The sequence below is a fragment of the Actinomadura chokoriensis genome (genome assembly GCF_039529475.1).
GTDB lineage: Bacteria > Actinomycetota > Actinomycetes > Streptosporangiales > Streptosporangiaceae > Spirillospora > Spirillospora bangladeshensis.
The window spans coordinates 35,498-53,210 of the sequence record NZ_BAAAMW010000015.1 but is presented as its reverse complement, the minus strand read 5'-3'; the positions used below and the strand labels follow the sequence as shown (position 1 = coordinate 53,210).

Annotated in this window: 17 protein-coding genes and 1 tRNA gene; 8 read left to right on the top strand and 10 right to left on the bottom strand. The window is 75.2% G+C overall.

Annotated features, from left to right (window positions below):
- Window positions 1–19: 19 nt before the first annotated feature.
- Window positions 20–982 carry a sulfotransferase family protein gene (locus ABFX46_RS27960; protein WP_346046624.1) on the bottom strand — a complete coding sequence of 321 codons (963 nt, stop codon included), beginning with the start codon at window positions 980–982 and terminating at the stop codon, window positions 20–22.
- Window positions 983–1,117: 135 nt separating this feature from the next.
- Here ABFX46_RS27960 and ABFX46_RS27955 point away from each other — a divergent pair, with 135 nt between their 5' ends.
- From ABFX46_RS27955 to ABFX46_RS27940, 4 genes are all read left to right on the top strand, one after another.
- Window positions 1,118–1,885, top strand: coding sequence for an SIR2 family NAD-dependent protein deacylase (locus ABFX46_RS27955; protein WP_346046622.1), 768 nt, complete (start codon window positions 1,118–1,120; stop codon window positions 1,883–1,885).
- Between the two features lie 102 nt (window positions 1,886–1,987).
- Window positions 1,988–3,079, top strand: a complete 1,092-nt coding sequence (locus tag ABFX46_RS27950; protein ID WP_346046621.1) for a S66 peptidase family protein — start codon at window positions 1,988–1,990, stop codon at window positions 3,077–3,079.
- Window positions 3,076–3,966, top strand: coding sequence for a hypothetical protein (locus ABFX46_RS27945; RefSeq protein ID WP_131945133.1), 891 nt, complete (start codon window positions 3,076–3,078; stop codon window positions 3,964–3,966). The genes ABFX46_RS27950 and ABFX46_RS27945 overlap by 4 nt, the downstream gene beginning before the upstream one ends.
- 2 nt (window positions 3,967–3,968) lie before the next feature.
- Window positions 3,969–5,096, top strand: coding sequence for a glycerate kinase (locus ABFX46_RS27940; RefSeq protein ID WP_346046619.1), 1,128 nt, complete (start codon window positions 3,969–3,971; stop codon window positions 5,094–5,096).
- Between the two features lie 71 nt (window positions 5,097–5,167).
- Here ABFX46_RS27940 and yczE read toward each other — a convergent pair whose 3' ends face one another.
- Window positions 5,168–5,791, bottom strand: coding sequence for a membrane protein YczE (gene yczE, locus ABFX46_RS27935; protein WP_346046618.1), 624 nt, complete (start codon window positions 5,789–5,791; stop codon window positions 5,168–5,170).
- 95 nt (window positions 5,792–5,886) lie between these two features.
- Between yczE and yczR the strand changes: the two genes are divergently transcribed.
- Window positions 5,887–7,353 carry a MocR-like transcription factor YczR gene (gene yczR, locus ABFX46_RS27930; protein ID WP_346046616.1) on the top strand — a complete coding sequence of 489 codons (1,467 nt, stop codon included), beginning with the start codon at window positions 5,887–5,889 and terminating at the stop codon, window positions 7,351–7,353.
- Between the two features lie 53 nt (window positions 7,354–7,406).
- Here the strand turns inward: yczR and ABFX46_RS27925 are convergent, their stop codons facing one another.
- The 5 genes from ABFX46_RS27925 to fdhD form a co-directional block, all read right to left on the bottom strand.
- The gene (locus ABFX46_RS27925; protein WP_346046615.1) at window positions 7,407–7,841 is read right to left on the bottom strand and encodes a CBS domain-containing protein; all 435 of its coding nucleotides are present in this window, start codon (window positions 7,839–7,841) and stop codon (window positions 7,407–7,409) included.
- Window positions 7,842–7,944: 103 nt separating this feature from the next.
- On the bottom strand, window positions 7,945–9,558 hold the full coding sequence (locus tag ABFX46_RS27920) for a phytoene desaturase family protein (RefSeq protein ID WP_346046613.1): 1,614 nt from the start codon (window positions 9,556–9,558) through the stop codon (window positions 7,945–7,947).
- A 49-nt stretch (window positions 9,559–9,607) separates the two neighbouring features.
- On the bottom strand, window positions 9,608–11,380 hold the full coding sequence (locus ABFX46_RS27915) for an SDR family oxidoreductase (RefSeq protein ID WP_346046611.1): 1,773 nt from the start codon (window positions 11,378–11,380) through the stop codon (window positions 9,608–9,610).
- A 151-nt stretch (window positions 11,381–11,531) separates the two neighbouring features.
- A complete protein-coding gene (locus tag ABFX46_RS27910; RefSeq protein ID WP_346046609.1) occupies window positions 11,532–12,467 on the bottom strand; it encodes a metal-dependent hydrolase in 936 nt (311 codons plus the stop codon).
- A gap of 128 nt (window positions 12,468–12,595) precedes the next feature.
- Window positions 12,596–13,408 (bottom strand): formate dehydrogenase accessory sulfurtransferase FdhD, encoded by an 813-nt coding sequence (gene fdhD, locus ABFX46_RS27905; protein ID WP_346046607.1) that lies wholly within the window; start codon window positions 13,406–13,408, stop codon window positions 12,596–12,598.
- Between the two features lie 219 nt (window positions 13,409–13,627).
- Between fdhD and ABFX46_RS27900 the strand changes: the two genes are divergently transcribed.
- Window positions 13,628–13,972 carry a DUF4333 domain-containing protein gene (locus ABFX46_RS27900; RefSeq protein ID WP_346046605.1) on the top strand — a complete coding sequence of 115 codons (345 nt, stop codon included), beginning with the start codon at window positions 13,628–13,630 and terminating at the stop codon, window positions 13,970–13,972.
- A gap of 17 nt (window positions 13,973–13,989) precedes the next feature.
- On the opposite strand, the gene ABFX46_RS27895 is transcribed toward ABFX46_RS27900, so the two are convergent.
- The 3 genes from ABFX46_RS27895 to ABFX46_RS27885 form a co-directional block, all read right to left on the bottom strand.
- Window positions 13,990–14,172 (bottom strand): DUF3099 domain-containing protein, encoded by a 183-nt coding sequence (locus tag ABFX46_RS27895; RefSeq protein WP_131943390.1) that lies wholly within the window; start codon window positions 14,170–14,172, stop codon window positions 13,990–13,992.
- Window positions 14,173–14,218: 46 nt separating this feature from the next.
- Window positions 14,219–14,314, bottom strand: a tRNA-Sec gene (locus ABFX46_RS27890).
- 30 nt (window positions 14,315–14,344) lie between these two features.
- Window positions 14,345–16,186, bottom strand: coding sequence for an AMP-dependent synthetase/ligase (locus tag ABFX46_RS27885; RefSeq protein WP_346046603.1), 1,842 nt, complete (start codon window positions 16,184–16,186; stop codon window positions 14,345–14,347).
- Window positions 16,187–16,369: 183 nt separating this feature from the next.
- Between ABFX46_RS27885 and selD the strand changes: the two genes are divergently transcribed.
- Both selD and ABFX46_RS27875 read left to right on the top strand, forming a co-directional pair.
- Window positions 16,370–17,362, top strand: a complete 993-nt coding sequence (gene selD, locus ABFX46_RS27880; protein ID WP_346046601.1) for a selenide, water dikinase SelD — start codon at window positions 16,370–16,372, stop codon at window positions 17,360–17,362.
- A 79-nt stretch (window positions 17,363–17,441) separates the two neighbouring features.
- The gene (locus ABFX46_RS27875; RefSeq protein WP_346046599.1) at window positions 17,442–17,711 is read left to right on the top strand and encodes a GlsB/YeaQ/YmgE family stress response membrane protein; all 270 of its coding nucleotides are present in this window, start codon (window positions 17,442–17,444) and stop codon (window positions 17,709–17,711) included.
- Window positions 17,712–17,713 lie beyond the last annotated feature (2 nt).

Genomic DNA, 17,713 nt, shown 5'->3' with positions numbered 1-17,713 from the left:
CGGGCGCCCGGGCGGCCGGTCAGCCCTCCCGGCCCGTGCGGTAGCCGAGCCGCCGCAGCTCGGTGCCCGCGACCTTCTCGACCTGGGCGGCCTGGCGCTGGGTGAGCCGGTCGCGCCACGACCCGACCCCGCCGTCGGTGGCCTCGCCGGCCCGGACCAGGCCCGACAGGGCCGTCCTCGGCACCCGTACGTCGAGGTACTCCGACAGGCCGGCGGCGATGGCGCGCGGCCGCGCCACCAGGTCCTCGTAGCGGACGGTGAGCAGCTGCTCCTCCGGCACCTGCTGCCGCAGCCTCGCGCTGAGCCGCACCGAGCCGCGCCAGCGCAGCGCGCACTTGACGGCGGCCGCGGCGCGCGGCCAGCGGTTGCGGTCGGTGTGGTCCTCGACGCCGAAGAACGGGTTGGGGAACACCGTGTCGAGGTTGGCCAGGGCCGGTTTGAACCAGGCGAGGCAGCGCTCGTCGTCCAGCATGTCGGCGACCACGTCCCGGCCGTCCCGGATCACCTGGACGAGCTGCGCGTCGGGGAAGGCGTCCAGCAGCACGTCGGCGCTGTAGATCAGGTCGGGGGAGGCGTCGGCGAACCGCTCGAGGCCCTGCGGGTCCGCGCAGGGGCCGTGCGGGCCGCCCTCGGGCGCCGGGCGGCCGGGTGCGGCGGGCGGGCGCGGCGGCAGGCCGGCCAGCTCCCGGCACTCGTCGGAGCACTGCGCGCAGGCGCGGGCCGAGACCTGCCACGCCTCGGCGTAGGCATCGCGCAGCACGCGGGCCGCGCCCTTGCCGCGCTCCGCCGCGATCGAGGGCTGCCGGGCGAACGCGTAGGTGACGCGCAGCACGCCGGGCCGGCCGGTGGTCAGGTGGAAGCCGGGAGACCGCTTGACCGCGCGCGCCAGCAGCTCCGCACCCGAGTGCGGAGCCCCCAGGATGAACACCGGGCGGCGGACCTTGGTGCCGTTGACCACCAGGATGTGCGGCGTCGACCTCATACGGGGCACAGTTTGTCACCTTTTGAGGGCCGCTCGGTCCGTGACCCTGCGTAAGGACCGGCCCGATACCCATCCGTTAGCCGGGACGGGCGCCGGCCGCCGCGCCCACCCCGGGACGAGACCTACCATGTCAGGGTGGACGCTCCCCTGACGCTCGCCGAGCTTTTGCCCGAGATCGGCCCCATCACCGTGCTGACCGGCGCCGGGATCTCCACCGACAGCGGCATCCCCGACTTCCGCGGCCCGCAGGGCGTGTGGACCAGGGACCCCGATGCCCAGGCGATGTCCACGATCGGCGCCTACCTCGCCGACCCCGAGGTCCGGCGGCGCGCCTGGCGGTCCCGCCGCGACGACCCGGTCTGGCGCGCCGAGCCCAACGCGGCGCACGCCGCCCTCGTCGCGCTGGAGCGGGCCGGGCGGCTGCGCGCCGTGATCACCCAGAACATCGACGGCCTGCACCAGCGCGCCGGGTCCTCCGAGGCCGCGGTCATCGAGATCCACGGCACGGTGCGCGACGCCGTCTGCCTGTCCTGCGACCTGCGCACCCCCATGCCCGAGATCCTCGCCCGCGTCGACGCCGGCGAGGACGACCCGCCCTGCGCCGGCTGCGGCGGCGTGCAGAAGTCCGCGACGATCTCCTTCGGGCAGGCCCTCGACCGCGACGTCCTGGACGCGGCGATCGCCGCCGCCCGCTCCTGCGCGCTGTTCGTGGCCGTCGGCACCTCGCTGACCGTGCAGCCCGCCGCCGGGTTGTGCCTGGAGGCGGTCGACGCCGGCGCCCGGCTGGTGATCATCAATGCCGAGGAGACGCCGTACGATGGGCTGGCCGACGCGGTGGTGCGGCGGCCGATCGGCGAGGCGCTGCCGCGGCTCGCCGGCCTCGCGCTCGGCGCGGGGCGGTGATCGGGTGACGATGATCTGTTGGCGGGTCGTGACCGGCGGCCCCTTCCACTGGCGTCCGGATCCTGACAAGCTCTATCCGTCGCGGTGCGAGGAGGGATCGGGTTGAGAAGCGGGGGCGCCCGCGCGGAGACGGCCGAGGGGCCGCCTGCCGCGCCCGCCGTCGGCATGCCCGGCGGCCGCGGCCGCACGCGGAAGACCCGCAGGTACGGGCGGTTGCGGCCCGGCGACACCGTCGCGGTGATCGCGCCCAGCGGCCCCGCCGACCCGGCCCGGCTGGAGGCCGGCTGCGCCGCGCTGCGCGGCCTCGGGCTTGACGCCGTGGTCGGGGAGCACGCCCTCGACCGTGTCAATCTGGGCGCCCCGGGCCCGGTGCGGGACGGCTGGCACGGGCTGGCCGGCCGCGACGCGGACCGGGCCGCCGACCTGCAGGACGCCTGGTGCGACCCGCGCGTCCGCGCCGTCGTCTGCGCGCGGGGCGGCTACGGCGCCACCCGCGTCCTCGACCACCTCGACTGGGACGCGCTGGCCGCCGCGGCGGACGCGTCCGCGGAGCCGAAGATCCTGCACGGATCCAGCGACGTCACCGCACTGCACGCGGCTTTTGGAACGCGCCTGGGAGTCACCACGTCCTTCGGTCCCATGCCCGCCGGCGTCCTCGCCGAAGACCGGCCGGACGGCGACACGCTCGCCGCCCTGCGCGCCGCCCTCTTCGGCGGCCCGGTGACCCTGCCCGGCACGCACGCGCTCCGGCCGGGCCGTGCCGAGGGCCCCCTCACCGGCGGCACCCTCTCGCTCCTCACGGCCCTGCTCGGCACCCCCTACGCCCCGCCGCCCGCCGCGGGCCGCGTCGTCTTCCTGGAGGACGTCACCGAGGCGCCCTACCGGATCGACCGGATGCTCGTCCAGCTCCTACAGGCCGGCTGGTTCGACGGCGCCGCCGGGATCGCGCTCGGCTCGTGGCGCGACTGCGGCGACCCCGCCGAGCTCGACGCGGTGTTCGCCGCCCGGCTCGGCCCGCTCGGCGTCCCGGTCCTCGCCGGCGTCCCGGCCGGGCACGGCCCGCGCCAGCTGACGCTCGAGCTCGGCGCCCCCGCCGTGCTCACCGCCTCCCCCCGACCCCCGCACGATCCGCGCCCCGCCGTGCCGGAACCCGGCGCGCTCACCCTCGAAGCGCCCTCGGGAGGTGCGCGATGAGCGGCCGCCATGCCCGTCCCGAACCCTGGGACGACGGGACCCTCGACTCGCTGCTCGTACTGGTCGCCGAGAGCCTCGGCTACCGCTGCACCCGCGCGCCCGGCGAGGTGATGCTGCTGGAGGGCGCGAACCGGCTGCACGTCAGCCTGCGCGACCTGCGCCAGCTCGCCCGGCTGGTGCCGCGCGACGACTGGCCCGCGCTGGTCTCCGACCACGTCACCACGATCGTCACCGCGATCGAGGAGCCGCTCGACCTCAGCGACTTCGACCTCGCCCAGCACCTGCTGCGCACCCGCATCTACCCGGCCGAGGCCGACAACGGCGTCCTCGCCGCCCGGCCGTTCGCGCCCGGCCTGATCGAGGCCGTCGTCGTCGACACGCCCACCACCGTGCGGACCGTCACGACCGAGGAGATGAACGGCTGGCCGGTCTCCGGCGACGCGCTGTTCATGCTCGGCCGCGCCAACGTCCGCGCCGACGGGCCCCTGCAGCTCGACGAGCAGGACCTCGGCGGCGTCCGCGTCTCGGTCCTGCACGGCTGGACGTTCTACGCCGTCACGCACCTGGCGTGGCTGGAGGAGTACCTGCCGATCGGCCCGTACGGCGCGCTCGTCATCGCGCCCAACCGCAGCCTGATCGTCGCGCACCCGCTCCGCATCGCCGAGGGCCACCCGAGGGCCCGCTACCGTGCGGCCGTGGCGGCGGCGACCGAGCTGCAGGCGCAGGCCCACCGCGCCTACGAGGAGGGCCCCGGCTCCCTCAGCCCGCACCTGTACTGGTGGCGCGCCGGTGAGCTGACCTACCTGGAGACCCGCTACGAGGGCGACACGATGGTCCTGCCCGAGGAGTTCTCCTCCGTGCTCGCGACCCTCGCCGCCGAGCACTGACCATGCGGGTCGTCGTCGCGCCCGACTCGTTCAAGGGCAGCCTGTCGGCGGCGGAGGTGTGCGCCGCCGTGGAGGCGGGCGTCCGCCGGGCCGTGCCGGGCGCCGAGGTGGCCGCCGTGCCGATGGCGGACGGCGGCGAGGGGACCCTGGACTGCTTCCTGCGCGCCCGCGGCGGCGACGCGGTCGAGGTCGCCGCCGCCGACCCGCTCGGGCGCCCGGTCAAGGCCCGCTACGCGCTGTCCGGCGACGGCGGCTCCGCGGTGGTGGAGCTGGCCGCCGCGTCCGGGCTGCCGCTGGTGGAGGACGTCCCGCCGGACCCGCTGAACGCCGCCACGACCGGCACCGGCGAGCTGATCGCGGACGCGGTGCGGCGCGGCGCGCGCGACGTGCTCGTGTGCATCGGCGGCAGCGCCAGCACCGACGGCGGCACCGGGCTGCTGCGCGCGCTCGGGGTCCGCTTCCTGGACGCCGCCGGGGCGGACCTGCCGCCGGGCGGCGGCGCCCTCGCCCGCCTCGCCTCGATCGACGACTCGGGGGTGCCGGACGCGGTCCGCGCGGCCCGGTTCCGGGTCGCCTGCGACGTCACGAACCCGCTCGTCGGCCCGGACGGCGCCGCCGCGGTGTTCGGCCCGCAGAAGGGTGCGTCGCCCGGCCAGGTCGCCGAGCTCGACGCCGCCCTCACCGTCTTCGCCGACGTGCTCGCCGCGCGCGGCGGCGTCCGCGTGCACGACCTGCCCGGCGCGGGCGCGGCGGGCGGCACCTGCGGCGGCCTGGTGGGGCTGCTCGGCGCCGAGCCGTCCGGCGGGGCCCTGCTGGTCGCCGAGGCCGTCGGGCTCCCGTCCGCGCTCGACGGCGCCGACCTGGTGATCACCGGGGAGGGGCGGGTGGACGGGCAGAGCGCGGGCGGCAAGGTCGTGTCCGCCGTCGCCGCCCTCGCGCGGGGCCGCGGCGTCCCGTGCGTGGCCGTGGCCGGCGGCGTCAGCGGGCCGCTCGACGAGCTGCACGCGCTCGGCCTCACCGCCGCGTTCAGCCTCGCCGACGGCCCCCGCACCCTGGACGAGCTGAAGGCGGAGGCCGCCCCGCTCCTGACCGCCGTCGCCGAGCAGGCCGTCCGCCTCTCCGCCCACTGACAACGTTGATCTGCGGCGTGTTGTTGTTATGAGCCGCTCCATAACAACAACACGCCGCAGGTCAACGTGTACTAGGCGTGAGCGGGTTCTGGTTCGGCGGCCGGGGCTGGGGTCGGGGTCTTGATCGTCAGCATCGGCAGGAAGACGTGCGTCAGGGGGCCGATCGCCAGCGCGTAGAGCAGCGTGCCGATGCCCACCGTGCCGCCGAGCAGCCAGCCGGCGGCGAGCACGGTGAGCTCGATGCCGGTCCGGACCACGCGGATCGAATGGCCCCGGGCGGCGATCCCGGTCATGAGCCCGTCGCGCGGGCCGGGGCCGAGGCCCGCGCCGATGTAGCAGCCGGTCGCGACGCCGCCCACGAGCACCGCGACGACCAGGTACGCCCAGCGCGCCGCGAGCGCGTCGGGGGCGGGCAGCAGCCACAGGAACAGGTCCGCGAACACGCCGATGAGCACCACGTTGCTGATCGTCCCGATGCCGGGCCGCTGCCGCAGCGGGATCCAGGCGAGCATCACGACCGCGCCCGCGATGATGATCCACGCGCCGATCGACAGGCCGAAGCGGCGGGACAGGCCCTGGTGGAACACGTCCCACGGGTCGTTGCCGAGGCCGGACGACACCTGGAGGGCGATCCCGAGCCCGTACAAGGCCAATCCGACGTAGAGCTGCACGAGCCGCCGTGCCATCAAGGCCATTATCCGCTCCTCGAACCTGAGTGGCCGTCTTCCGGGACCACTCTGGCGCGAAGTGGACTGGTCTTTATAGGGCCAATTATGCGAAAGTGGCTTGTATGAGCACCCGTTATGTGAGCGGTCCGCACCTCGCCCGGCTGCTGGGGGACGTCTCGGCGGAGCGCCCGGTGTACGCGGCGCTGGCCCGGTCGGTGCGCGGCCTCGTCCTGGACGGGCGGCTCGCGCTGCGGACCCGGCTGCCCGCCGAACGCGACCTCGCCGCCGCGCTCGGCCTCAGCCGCACCACGGTGACGACCGCCTACGACCGACTCCGCGAGGAGGGCTACATCGAGAGCCGACAGGGCGCGGGGAGCTGGACGGCGCTGCCGCCGGTGCGGATGTCGGCCGACGAGCGCCGCACCGCGTCCCCCGGCGGGCGCTTCGGCAAGGCCTACCCGGCCCCCGACGACGGGTCCTTCATCGACCTCGGCTGCGCCACCCCCGGCGCCCCCGCGATCTTCGGGGAGGCCGTCGCCGCCGCCGTCGACGAGCTGCCCCGCTACAGCTCCGGCCCCGGCTACGAGCCCGCCGGGCTGGCCGGGCTGCGGCAGGTCGTCGCGGACGGCTACACGGCGCGCGGCGTCCCGACCCGCGCCGACCAGATCGTCGTCACCACCGGCGCGCAGCACGCGTTCACGCTGCTGACGCAGCTGCTGGTCGAGTCAGGCGACGCGGTCATGGTGGAGCGCCCCACCTACCCGCACGCGCTCGGCGCGCTGCGCCGCCGCGGCGCCCGGCTCGTCCCGGTCGGGGTGAACGAGGGCTGGGACGTCGAGCTCATCGCGGGGGCCATGCGGCAGGCCGCGGTGCGGATGGCGTACACGATCCCCGACTTCCACAACCCGACCGGATACCTGATGGGGGCCGGCGACCGGGCCGCGCTCGTCGACGCCGCGCGCCGCGCCGACGCGTTCCTCGTCGCCGACGAGACGTTCGCCGACCTCGCCCTCGACCTCGGCGCGCCCCGCGAGGCGCCGCTCGCAGCCCACGACAGCGGCGGCCGGGTCATCACGATCGGGTCGGCGTCCAAGCTGCTGTGGGGCGGGCTGCGCATCGGCTGGGTCCGCACGACCGCGCCGCTCGCCCGCCGGCTGGTGCTGGCCCGCGAGCCGTTCGACATGGCCAGCCCGGTGCTGGACCAGCTGATCGTCCGGGAGCTGCTGCTGCGGATCGACGAGGTCCGGGCCGAGCGCGCGGAGACGCTGCTGCGCGGCCGGGACGCGCTCGCCGGGGCGCTGCGCGAGCTGCTGCCGGGCTGGGAGTTCAAGCCGCCCGAGGGCGGCATGTCGCTGTGGGCGCGGATCGGCGCGCCCGTGGCGACGGCGCTCGCCGAGACCGCCGAGCGGTTCGGCGTCCGGGTCGTCGCCGGGCCGGTGTTCGGGGCGGACGGCGTCCTGGAGGACTACGTCCGGCTGCCGTACGTGCTGCCGCCGGACACGCTGCGGACGGCCGCCGAGCGCCTCGCCCTCGCCTTCCGGGAGGTGCAGGCCGCCCCGGCCGCCCGCCCGCTGCCCGCCTACGTCTGAGCCCGCTGTGCCGGCCGGCTGCGCCCGAGCCGGCGCCCGGGCCGGCGGCACGGTCAGGGGGCGCGCTGGATGTAGCCGACCAGGTGCTCGCGCTCGCTCTCCAGCTCGTCGATGGCGCTCTTGACGACGTCGCCGATGCTGACGATCCCGGCGAGCCGGCCGTCCTCGACGACGGGGACGTGCCGGAACCGGTGCTCGGTCATCGTGCGGCGCAGGTCCTCCACCTGGTCGCCGAGGCCGCAGCTGCGGACCTCGGCGGTCATGATGTCGGAGACGGGCCGGTCGAGCAGCGCCGCACCGCGGTCGTGCAGCCGCCGGACCACGTCGCGCTCGGACACGATGCCGGCGATGGACGCGCCGTCGGGCGAGACGACCACCGCCCCGATGTTGTGCTCCGCCAGGACGGCGAGCAGCTGCCGCACGGTGGCGTCGGGCCGCACCGTGGCCACCGTGTCCCCCTTCCGCCGCAGGATGTCGCGAATCCGCATGCCTCACGCTCCGGTGCCGGTCGCCGGGCGGCCGCCGCCCGGCTGGTTCCTGCCAAGGTCGCATGTTCCGGCGCCGAGGAAAACCCCGCGGCGGCAAAACGAGCTACGGGGCCAGCAACCGGCCGAGCGCGCCGAGGGCGGAGGTGAGGACCCGGCCGCCCGGCCCGGCGTGCGCGAGCGCGGCGCGGGCGGCGTTGGCCCCGCAGGCGCCGTGGACGCCGCCGCCGGGATGGGCGGACGCCGACGCCAGGTACAGGCCCGGGACGGGCGTCTCGGCCCGTCCGAGGCCGGGCACGGGGCGGAACACCAGCTGCTGGTGGATCAGCGCCGTACCGCCGTTCAGGGCGCCGTTCAGCAGGTTGGCGTCGTGGTCCTGGAACGCCGGCGGCGCGATGACGCGCCGGTCGGCGATGCGGGAGCGGAAGCCCGGTGCGAGGCGCTCCACCACGCCCTCCAGCCGGTCGGCCATGGCGTCCTGCTCGCGCTCGTCCCAGGCGCCGGTGATGCCGTCGGGGCCCGCGTCGCGTCGCACCCGGTGCGGGACGTGCGTGTACGCCCAGACCGACTCGGTCCCGGCGGGGGAGCGGGAGGGGTCGGCGGTCGTCATCTGGCCGAGCAGCGCGAACGGCGCGGCGGGGACGCGGCCGGTGGCGAGGTCCGCGCTGTAGTCGGTGAGCGCCTCCATGCCGGGGGAGAGGTGGACGGTCCCGGCCCGCGCCGCATCGGGCGACGACCACGGGATCGGGCCCGACAGCGCCCAGTCGACCTTGAAGGTGGCGTGGTCCCAGGTGAAGCGGCGCATGTCCGAGCGCAGCGAGGCGGGCAGGTCGGACCAGCCGACGAGGCCGCCGTAGAGGGCGGGCGCCGACACGTCCGCGAGCACCGCCTTCGCCGCCCGCACCGCCTCTCCTCCGGCGGTGCGGACGCCGAGCGCGCGCCCGCCCCGGACCACGACGGACGCGACCGGCGTGCCGCAGCGCAGCCGCCCGCCCCGCGACTCCAGCCGCCGCACCAGCGCGGCGGTCAGCTCGCCCGCCCCGCCCTCGGGCACCGGCCAGCCGTCCCGCTGGCCGATCATGGCGAGCAGCCAGCCGAACACCGATCCGGCCGTCGACTCGGGGAACATGTCGGTGTGCAGCGCCGACCCGGCGAGCAGCAGCCGCCCGCCCGGCCCGGTGAACTCCTGCTCGCCGAGCGTGCGGACGGGCGCGAGCAGCGACCGCGCGACCCGCAGCCCGCCCGCGCGGCGCGCCGCCGCCGCCAGCGGCAGCGCCGCCCGCACCGGCGGGAACGGGGTGAACAAGGCGCGCAGGACGTCCTCTCCCATCGCGTCCCACGCCGCGCAGAGCCGCAGCCACGCCTCGCCGTCGCCCGCGCCGAGCCCCTCCAGGTTCGCCGCGGTGGCGTCGCGGTCGCGTTCGAGGACGGCGCAGCGGCCGTCCGGCAGCGGGTGCGCGAGGACGGCCGGCGCGTGCCGCCAGCGCAGCCCGTGCCGCTCCAGATCCAGCGCGCGCATCACCGGCGACGCGACGCCCAGCGGGTAGAAGGCGCTGCACAGGTCGCTGACGTAGTCGGGGTGGACGCCCCGGTCGCTGCGCACGGCGCCGCCCGGCTCGGGCTGCGCCTCCAGGACCTCCACGTCCCAGCCCGCGTCGGCCAGCAGGTTGGCCGCGACGAGCCCGTTGTGCCCCGCGCCGACGACCACGGCGTCCGCCATCCGGCATCCCTCCCGGTGATCACCCTACGGGTACCCGGCCGGGCGCGGTTCAGCCCGGGTCGAGGCGGGCGAGGAGCCGCAGCGCGCCCGGCGCCGCGCGGGACGCGAGGTGCGCGAGCCGCGCCTCGGGCGTCACGGGGACGACCGCGCGGTCGTCGCGAACGGCCGCGACGATCTGCTCCGCCACCCGTTCCGGCCCGTACCCGCGGCGCGCGTACGCCCGCGCCGCCCGCTCCCGGTCGCGGTTCTGCTCGTCCTCGCCGCGCCCGACGAACCGGGCCGTCCGGGTGATGCCGGTGTCGACGATCCCCGGGCAGATGGCGCTGACCCCGATGCCCTTGCCCTTCAGTTCGGCCCGCAGGCACTCCGAGAGCATCAGCACGGCCGCCTTGCTGGTCGCGTAGGCGGGCAACGCGCGGGACGGCGTGAACGCGGCGGCCGACGCGGTGTTGACGATGTGGCCGCCCTGCCCGCGCTCGGCCATCTGCGCGGCGAAGAGCCGCGAGCCGTGGACGACGCCCCACAGGTTGACGTCCAGGACCTTGCGCCAGTCGTCGGGGGAGTGGTCGAAGAAGGACCCGGCCATGCCGATGCCCGCGTTGTTGACGACGACGTCCGGTACACCGTGCTCGTGCAGGACGGCCTTGGCGAAGTCCTCCATCGCGGTGGGGTCGGACACGTCCACCCGGTAGGCGCGGCCGGCGGAGCCGGCGAGTTCGACGGTGCGCTGGGCGGCGTCCAGGTCGATGTCGGCCGCGAGGACCTCGGCGCCGCGCCGGGCGAACGCGAGCGCCGTGGCGCGTCCGATCCCGCCGCCGGCGCCGGTGACGACGACGAGCGAGCCGTCGAACGGGCGCCGCTCCGGCCGCACCCGCGCCCGGTCCAGCGCCCGGGACTCGGCGGCGGTGAGCGGGCCGCCCCGGACGCCCGCGATGTGCTCGGTGATCCAGCGCGCGACGACGCCGGGATGGCTGCGCGGCACCCAGTGCCCGGCCGCGACCGGCCGCAGCGACAGGTGCGGGACGCGCTCGCCGAGGCCGGCCACCAGGTGCGGCGAGACGAACAGGTCCCTCGTCGGGACGATGACCTGCGTCGGCACGTCGGTGCGCCGGTCGCGCGGCCGGCGCAGCCGCCGCACCATGTTCGCCCGGTACAGCCCGACCCCGGCCGCGGCGTCGCGCGCCATCGTCCGCGCGGGGTGGCCGGCGCGCGGCGCGACGCCCTCGCCGGCGGCCAGGGCGCGGGTGAACAGCTTCGTCATCCCGCCCAGCCACAGCGCCTCGGGCAGGACCGGCGTCTGGAAGAAGTAGATGTACCAGGACCGCGCGCCCTGCCCGGCCGCCCGCCTCAGGTTGCCGGGCGTGGGGCGGGTGAGGTTGCGCCTCATCCAGTGGCCGACGTGGTCCAGGCACGGGCCGGAGATGGAGGTGAAGGAGGCGAAGCGCTCCGGCATGGTGCAGGCAGCCTCCCAGCCCTGGATCGACCCCCAGTCGTGCCCGACGAGATGCACCGTGCGGTCGGGAGCGGTCGCGTCCAGTACCGCCCGCATGTCGGACATGAGGTAGTCGAAGGTGTAGCGCTTGCGCCCGAAGGGCCGCGACGACGCGCCCGCGCCGCGCACGTCGTACCGGACGACGTGGAAGCGCTCGGCGAGCAGCGCGGCCACCTCGTCCCACACCGCGTGCGTGTCGGGGTAGCCGTGGACGAGCAGCACGGTGGGCCGCGACGGGTCGCCCTGCTCGCAGACCGCGAGGTCGACCCCGTCGCCGCGCACCCGGCGCCTGGCCGGCAGAGGGATTCGGGCCGCTTTATTAGACACCATGGTAATAAATCGCCGAATCGTCCCCGCGGTCAAGGGGACGCGGCGTGAGCCCCGCCACCGGAACCCCCGAGGGCCCGTACGGCGCGGCGGTACGGGCCCTCAGGCGGGGAGCGGCGGGTCGGTGGCGGGTCGGTGGCGGGTCAGTGCCGTGTCAGTAGGGGTCGTAGCCCGCGGCCTTCGCGGCGGGGGACTGCATGAGGTACTCCAGGGCGCGCGGCGTGGAGCACACCTTCGACGGGTGGTGGTTCGGCTTCAGGTACACCGGCGCCTCGCCGAGCAGCAGCTTGAAGATGCCCGGTACGTGCCCCAGCCGGACCGACCGCCGGTACGAGCGGTACACCCGCAGCGGCGTCACCCGCTTCTTGATCGTCGGGTCCTGCTTGAGCAGGTACAGCGAGCCGCCGATCAGCGCCCAGTACAGGAAGAACAGCGACACCACCCACGCCGCGACCCGCGTCGGGTAGCGGCCGCCCATGGCCCGGTAGACGTCGAACACCACCGACCGGTGCTCGACCTCCTCGGCGCCGTGCCAGCGCAGCAGGTCCAGCATGGTCGGGTCCACCCCGGCCTTCTCGAACCGCTCGTTGTCCATGATCCACTGGCCGAGGACGGCGGTGTAGTGCTCGATCGAGGCGACCGCGGCCAGCTCGAACCGCAGCCGGCGCCGCCAGGCGCGCGGGTTCCTCTCCTTGAGCGCCGCCATCTGCGCGGGCCGGTCGGCGTTGCCCTTCGCCGCCGCGTCGGTGATCTTGGAGACGTCGATCCCGTTCGCCTCCAGGATCTGGTCGAGGACGCCCTGGTGCGAGCGGGCGTGCACCATCTCCTGCCCGATGAATCCCCTGATCTCCTCCAGCAGGCGCTCGTCCTTGATGTAGGGCCGCGCGTCCTTCACGCACTGGATGAACCACTTCTCGCCCTCGGGCAGGACGATGTGGAACGAGTTGATGATGTGCGTGGCGACGGGGTCGCCGGGCACCCAGTGCAGCGGTGTCGCCGACCAGTCGAAGGACACCCGCCGAGGCTTGATCGGGGGGTGGCGCTCATCGATGCCGGACGCCGCTCCGCCGTCTGTCAGGGGCCTCGTCATGCCGTCCCTCGCTTCCGCGCGCGCGTATGCATTGGGGCGACAGTCAACTCCTGGTGCGCTGCGGTTTCTTGCCGCCGGACCAACAAGTTACCGCTTGGTTTTCGGCTCGTGATGACAAGTCCCGCCCTTCAGAGGGCGATTCGCTCGGCTCCCGCGTAAACGTTCATGGTCTCGCCGCGCAGGAAGCCGACCAGGGTCATCCCGGCGTCCTCGGCGAGCTCCACCGCCAGCGACGACGGCGCCGACACCGCGGCGAGGACCGGGACGCCCGCCGCCATCGCCTTCTGCGTCAGCTCGAACGACGCCCGCCCGCTCACCATCAGCACCGTCCCGGTGAGCGGCAGCCGCCCCTGCCGCAGCGCCCAGCCGACCACCTTGTCGACCGCGTTGTGCCGGCCGACGTCCTCGCGCACGGCGAGCAGCCCGCCGCCGGCGTCGAACAGCCCGGCCGCGTGCAGCCCGCCCGTCCGGTCGAACACCCGCTGCGCCGCGCGCAGCCGGTCCGGCAGCGCCGCCAGCACCTCCGGCGAGATCCGGACCGGGTCGCCGCCCACCTCGTACGGCCGGTCGGCGCGCAGCGCCTCGATGGTCGACTTCCCGCACACGCCGCAGGCGCTGGTCGTGGTGAAGGCCCGGGTCATCGAGTCGTCCGGGGGCGGCACCCCGGGCGCCAGCGCGACGTCGAGGGTGTTCTGCTCGGCCGTGTCGGCGCAGTACCGCATCGCCGCGAGGTCGCCGGCGCCGCCGATGACCCCCTCGGCCGCGAGGAACCCGGCCACGAGGTCGAAGTCGTGCCCCGGCGTGCGCATCGTGATCGTGAGGGGCTTGCCCGCGACGCGGATCTCCAGCGGCTCCTCCACCGCGAGCGTGTCGGGCCGGCGTCCGCGCACCCCGCTCGTACTCAGCCGCAGCACGGGCCTGCGCACGGTGATCCGCCCCATGAACCGGACGGTACCCCGGAAACCCGCGAGTAACGAAAAGTTCGGGACGTTCTGTCCCGTTTATGGTCCTTTTCTACTCGGGACGGGATGCCCTGGCCGCCGGGTCACCGCGAAACCGATCATCGGAACGTGCTGAAGCGCGCCCCAAGGGGACCGGGGCGCCGCACGACACGGCGCCGCACGACCCGGCGCCGCCCGTCACGAGGAGTCACGTCACCGATGCGCAAGTTCCTGCTCGTTCCCGCCCTGCTCGGCGCCCTCGCGCTGGCCACCACCGCCTGCGAGGTGAACAAGAGCATCTCGATCGGCAAGACCGTCTCCGCCGACAAGGTGGAGGAGCAGATCGTCGCCAAGTTCGGCCCGCCCTTCGACGACGGCGGCATCGGCCCGGCCACCGCCGAATGCCCCGAGGACCTCAAGGGCGAGGTCGGCGCCACCATCGACTGCACCGTGAAGGACGCCAACGGCCGCGAGTACCCGCTGATCGTCACCGTCACCGCGGTCGACGGCGACCAGGTCCGCTTCAGCATGAAGGAGCCCCCGCAGCCCAAGGGCGCCGAGTAGCACGGTCGCGGCGGCCGTCAGTCGCGGCGGTCGATGTTCCAGTTCGCCACGATCGCCGCGAACGGCGGGATGGCGAGCGCCACCACCGACATGACGATCGCGGCGGTGTGCGACCAGTCCCGCACGACGGCCCACGCCAGCACGAAGAGGACGAGGCACGTCCCCATCATGATCCCGTAGGCGATCTTCCGCCTCCGCATACCTCCACGCTACGCCGCGCCCCCGCCCGTCGGCGGGGGCGGGCGGTGGCGGAGGCGTACGGGAATCGAACCCGCCGTCCCGAGATCCTCGGGACCGTCGGCTTTGAAGGCCGGGGAGGCCACCAGGCGCTCACACGCCTCCGCCAGTGATCTTAGCCCGCGGGGCCCGCGGTCAGCCCGCGTAGAGCGCGTCGATGTCGAGGGAGTACTTGGTGTGGACGACGCGGCGCTTGAGCTTGAGGGTCGGGGTCAGCTCCTCGCTCTCGGCGGTCCACTCGGCGGGCAGCAGGCGCCACTTCTTGACCTGCTGGACGCGGGCGAGCCGCGTGTTGGCGTCCTCGACGGCCTTGGCGACCTCCTCCAGGACGAGGGGGTGGTCGGCGAGCGCGGCGAGGTCGGCGGTGTCGATGCCGTGGGCGGCGGCCCACACGGGGGCGACCTCGCCGTCGAGGGTGATGAGGGCGACGACGTAGGGGCGGCGGTCGCCGAAGGCGAGGGCCTGGCCGATGAGCGGGTGCTCCTTCAGGTGGTTCTCGATGAGGGACGGGGCGATGTTCTCGCCGCCCGCGGTGATGATCAGCTCCTTCTTGCGGTCGACGACGGTGAGGAAGCCGTCCCCGTCGAGGCGGCCGATGTCGCCGGTGCGCACCCAGCCGTCGGCGTCGATCAGCTCGGCGGTCGCGTCCGGGCGGTTCAGGTAGCCGGGGGTGCAGGTGGCGCCGCGCACCAGGATCTCGCCGTCGTCGGCCAGCCTGAGCTCGACGCCCTCGAACGCGCGGCCGACGGTGCCGAGCTTGAAGGAGTCGGCGAGGTTGGCGGTGATGGCGCCGGTCGTCTCCGTCATCCCGTAGGCGTCGAAGATCTTCAGGCCGAGGCCGGAGAAGAACCGGGCGACGTCCAGGGGCAGCGGCGCGGCGGCGCTGGAGGCCTGCCGGACGCGGTCCAGGCCGAGCAGGGCGCGCATCGGGGTGAGGACGGCCTGGTCGGCCCGCTCGAAGGCGGCGGTGATCTCGGGGGTGGGCGTGTTGCCGAACTCCTGGGCCGTCACGTAGGCGCGGCCCGCCTCGAGCGCGCCGGCGACCGCCTGCTTCTTCGCCTCGTCCGGCTCGGCGGACAGGACGGCCTGGATGCCCGCCATCAGCTTCTCCCAGATGCGCGGCACGCCGAAGAAGGAGTGCGGGCGCACGTCCTTCAGGACCGCGCCGAGCTGCGCCGGGTCCGGGCAGAAGTGGATGTGGGAGGCGAGCGTGACCGGCAGGTAGTAGCTGAGGACGCGGTCGGCGATGTGCGCGAACGGCAGGTAGGACACGCCCGCCGGGTGGTCGGGGAGCACGGAGCTGCGCCGCACCATCGCCGACTCGTGCAGCACCATCGAGTGGGTGATCAGGACGCCCTTGGGGTCGCCGGTCGTCCCGGAGGTGTAGAGCAGGGTGACGGTGTCCCCGGGCTCGACGGCGCGCCAGCGGCGGTCGATCTCGGCCGGGTCGGCGGCGAGCCGCTCGCGGCCGAGCGCGGTGAAGGCGTCCCAGGTGAGGTAGCGGTCGCCGGGCGGGCAGGCGGCGGCGTCCACCACGATGATCGTGCGCAGCTCGGGCAGCCGGTCGAGGACGGGCCGCCAGCGGTCGAGCTGGTCCCGGCCGTCCAGGACGGCGTACCTGGCCGCGCAGTGCCCGGCCACGAACGCGACCTGGTCGGGCGCGAGCGTCGCGTACACCGTGGCGGGGATCCCGCCCGCGTGGACGGCGCCGAGGTCGGCCAGGACGTGCTCGGAGCGGTTCGGCATCATCAGCGCCACGACGTCGCCGGGCTCCAGCCCGAGGGCGGCGAACCCGGCGGCCGTCTCCAGCGCGCGGGTGCGGGTGTCCGCCCAGGTCAGGGTCTTCCACTCGCCGTCGACCCGGTCGGAGTAGGCGGGCAGCCCGCCGTGCTTCTCGGCGGTCTCCGCCAGGCTCGTGCAGACGGTCCGGCCCGCGACGGCCCGGCTGAGCTCGGCGCCCTGTTCGGGAATCCCCATGTCGCCCCTCGGAAAAAGTAAGTGATGACTTGCAGGAGAGGGAATCGCATCATGCCGAACGCCGTTCGGACAAGGGTTTCCGGGATTTCCGCGCTGGTCGGGCGGGATGTTCCCTGTTCGGTGACCGCACCCGTACTGTCCGTTTCTTGATCATTTGCGATAGTTGTGCGTTAAATCGTGCGGGTGACCCGCCTCGCCCCGGCCGCCCGCCTGACGCAGTACGCGCACGGCGGCGGCTGCGCCTGCAAGATCCCGCCCGAGGTGCTGGAGCGGGTCGTGACCGGCCTGACCGGCGGGGACGAGTCGCTGCTCGTCGGCGGCCCGGACGGCGACGACGCGGCGGTGCTGCGGATCGCCGGCGGCCGCGCGGTCGTGTCCACCGCCGACTTCTTCACCCCGGTCGTCGACGACGCCTACGACTGGGGCCGCATCGCCGCCGCCAACGCGCTGTCGGACGTCTACGCGGTCGGCGGCGAGCCGCTGATGGCGCTGAACCTGCTCGCCTGGCCGGTCGACGCGCTGCCCGCCGAGCTGGCCCGCGAGGTGCTGCGCGGCGGCCGGGACGTCGCCGCCCTCGCCGGCTGCGCGATCGCGGGCGGGCACAGCATCGACGACCCCGAGCCCAAGTACGGCCTCGCGGTGACCGGCGTCGCCGACCCCGCCCGGCTGCTGCGGCTGGACGCGGGCCGCCCCGGCGTCCCGCTGTCGCTGACCAAGCCGCTCGGCCTCGGCGTCCTCAACGCCCGCCACAAGGCCACCGGCGAGGTGTTCCCGCACGCGGTGGACGCGATGACCCGGCTCAACGCGGACGCGTCCGTCGCCGCCCTGGAGCGCGGCGCCGTGTGCGCCACCGACGTCACCGGCTTCGGGCTGCTCGGCCACCTGTACAAGGTGGCGCGGGCGAGCGGTGTCACGGCCGTGGTCGAGGCGTCCGCCGTCCCCTACCTGGACGGGGCGCGGGCCGCCGTCCGGGACGGGTTCGTGCCCGGCGGCACCCGGCGGAACCTGGCGTGGGTGTCGCCGCACACCGACTTCCGCCGGATCGCCGAGGAGGAGCGGCTGCTGCTCGCCGACGCGCAGACCTCCGGCGGGCTGCTCGTCGCCGGGGAGGTCCCGGGCGCCCCGGTCGTCGGCGAGCTCGTCCCGCGCGGGCGGCGCGCGCTCGTCGTCCGCTGACGGTCCCCCCGTGTCGCCGGGCGGGACGCGGGTAGGGAACGTTGGACCGTTCCCGCGGGACGGGGAGTGAGGAGCGCGCATGACCATCGGGGGGCTCGCGGCCGCCGTCGTCCTGGGCACGGTGATCGGTGTCCTCGGGAAGCTGCTGCTGCCGGACCGGCCGGGCATGCCGGTCTGGCTGCTGATGGCGACCGGCGTCGTCGCGGCGTTCGCCGGCACCGGCCTGGCCCAGGTGTTCGAGCTCGGCAGCGGCGGCTGGAGCCCCTGGGAGACGGCCCTGCAGGCGGGGCTCGCGGCGGCCGGCGTCTGCCTGACGGCGGCGTTCTGGCCGAAGCGGAGCGGCCGCTAGCC

Bases quoted from the DNA above. Each gene is read 5' to 3' on its own strand.
- ABFX46_RS27920 (WP_346046613.1), bottom strand. From the start codon at position 9,558: ATGGCGGACGCCGTGGTCGTCGGCGCGGGGCACAACGGGCTCGTCGCG.
- ABFX46_RS27940 (WP_346046619.1), top strand. From the start codon at position 3,969: ATGCGGGTCGTCGTCGCGCCCGACTCGTTCAAGGGCAGCCTGTCGGCG.
- ABFX46_RS27945 (WP_131945133.1), top strand. From the start codon at position 3,076: ATGAGCGGCCGCCATGCCCGTCCCGAACCCTGGGACGACGGGACCCTC.
- fdhD (WP_346046607.1), bottom strand. From the start codon at position 13,408: ATGGGGCGGATCACCGTGCGCAGGCCCGTGCTGCGGCTGAGTACGAGC.
- ABFX46_RS27885 (WP_346046603.1), bottom strand. From the start codon at position 16,186: ATGGGGATTCCCGAACAGGGCGCCGAGCTCAGCCGGGCCGTCGCGGGC.
- ABFX46_RS27900 (WP_346046605.1), top strand. From the start codon at position 13,628: ATGCGCAAGTTCCTGCTCGTTCCCGCCCTGCTCGGCGCCCTCGCGCTG.
- yczR (WP_346046616.1), top strand. From the start codon at position 5,887: ATGAGCACCCGTTATGTGAGCGGTCCGCACCTCGCCCGGCTGCTGGGG.
- yczE (WP_346046618.1), bottom strand. From the start codon at position 5,791: ATGGCCTTGATGGCACGGCGGCTCGTGCAGCTCTACGTCGGATTGGCC.
- ABFX46_RS27925 (WP_346046615.1), bottom strand. From the start codon at position 7,841: ATGCGGATTCGCGACATCCTGCGGCGGAAGGGGGACACGGTGGCCACG.
- ABFX46_RS27910 (WP_346046609.1), bottom strand. From the start codon at position 12,467: ATGACGAGGCCCCTGACAGACGGCGGAGCGGCGTCCGGCATCGATGAG.
- ABFX46_RS27895 (WP_131943390.1), bottom strand. From the start codon at position 14,172: ATGCGGAGGCGGAAGATCGCCTACGGGATCATGATGGGGACGTGCCTC.
- ABFX46_RS27960 (WP_346046624.1), bottom strand. From the start codon at position 982: ATGAGGTCGACGCCGCACATCCTGGTGGTCAACGGCACCAAGGTCCGC.
- ABFX46_RS27915 (WP_346046611.1), bottom strand. From the start codon at position 11,380: ATGGTGTCTAATAAAGCGGCCCGAATCCCTCTGCCGGCCAGGCGCCGG.
- ABFX46_RS27875 (WP_346046599.1), top strand. From the start codon at position 17,442: ATGACCATCGGGGGGCTCGCGGCCGCCGTCGTCCTGGGCACGGTGATC.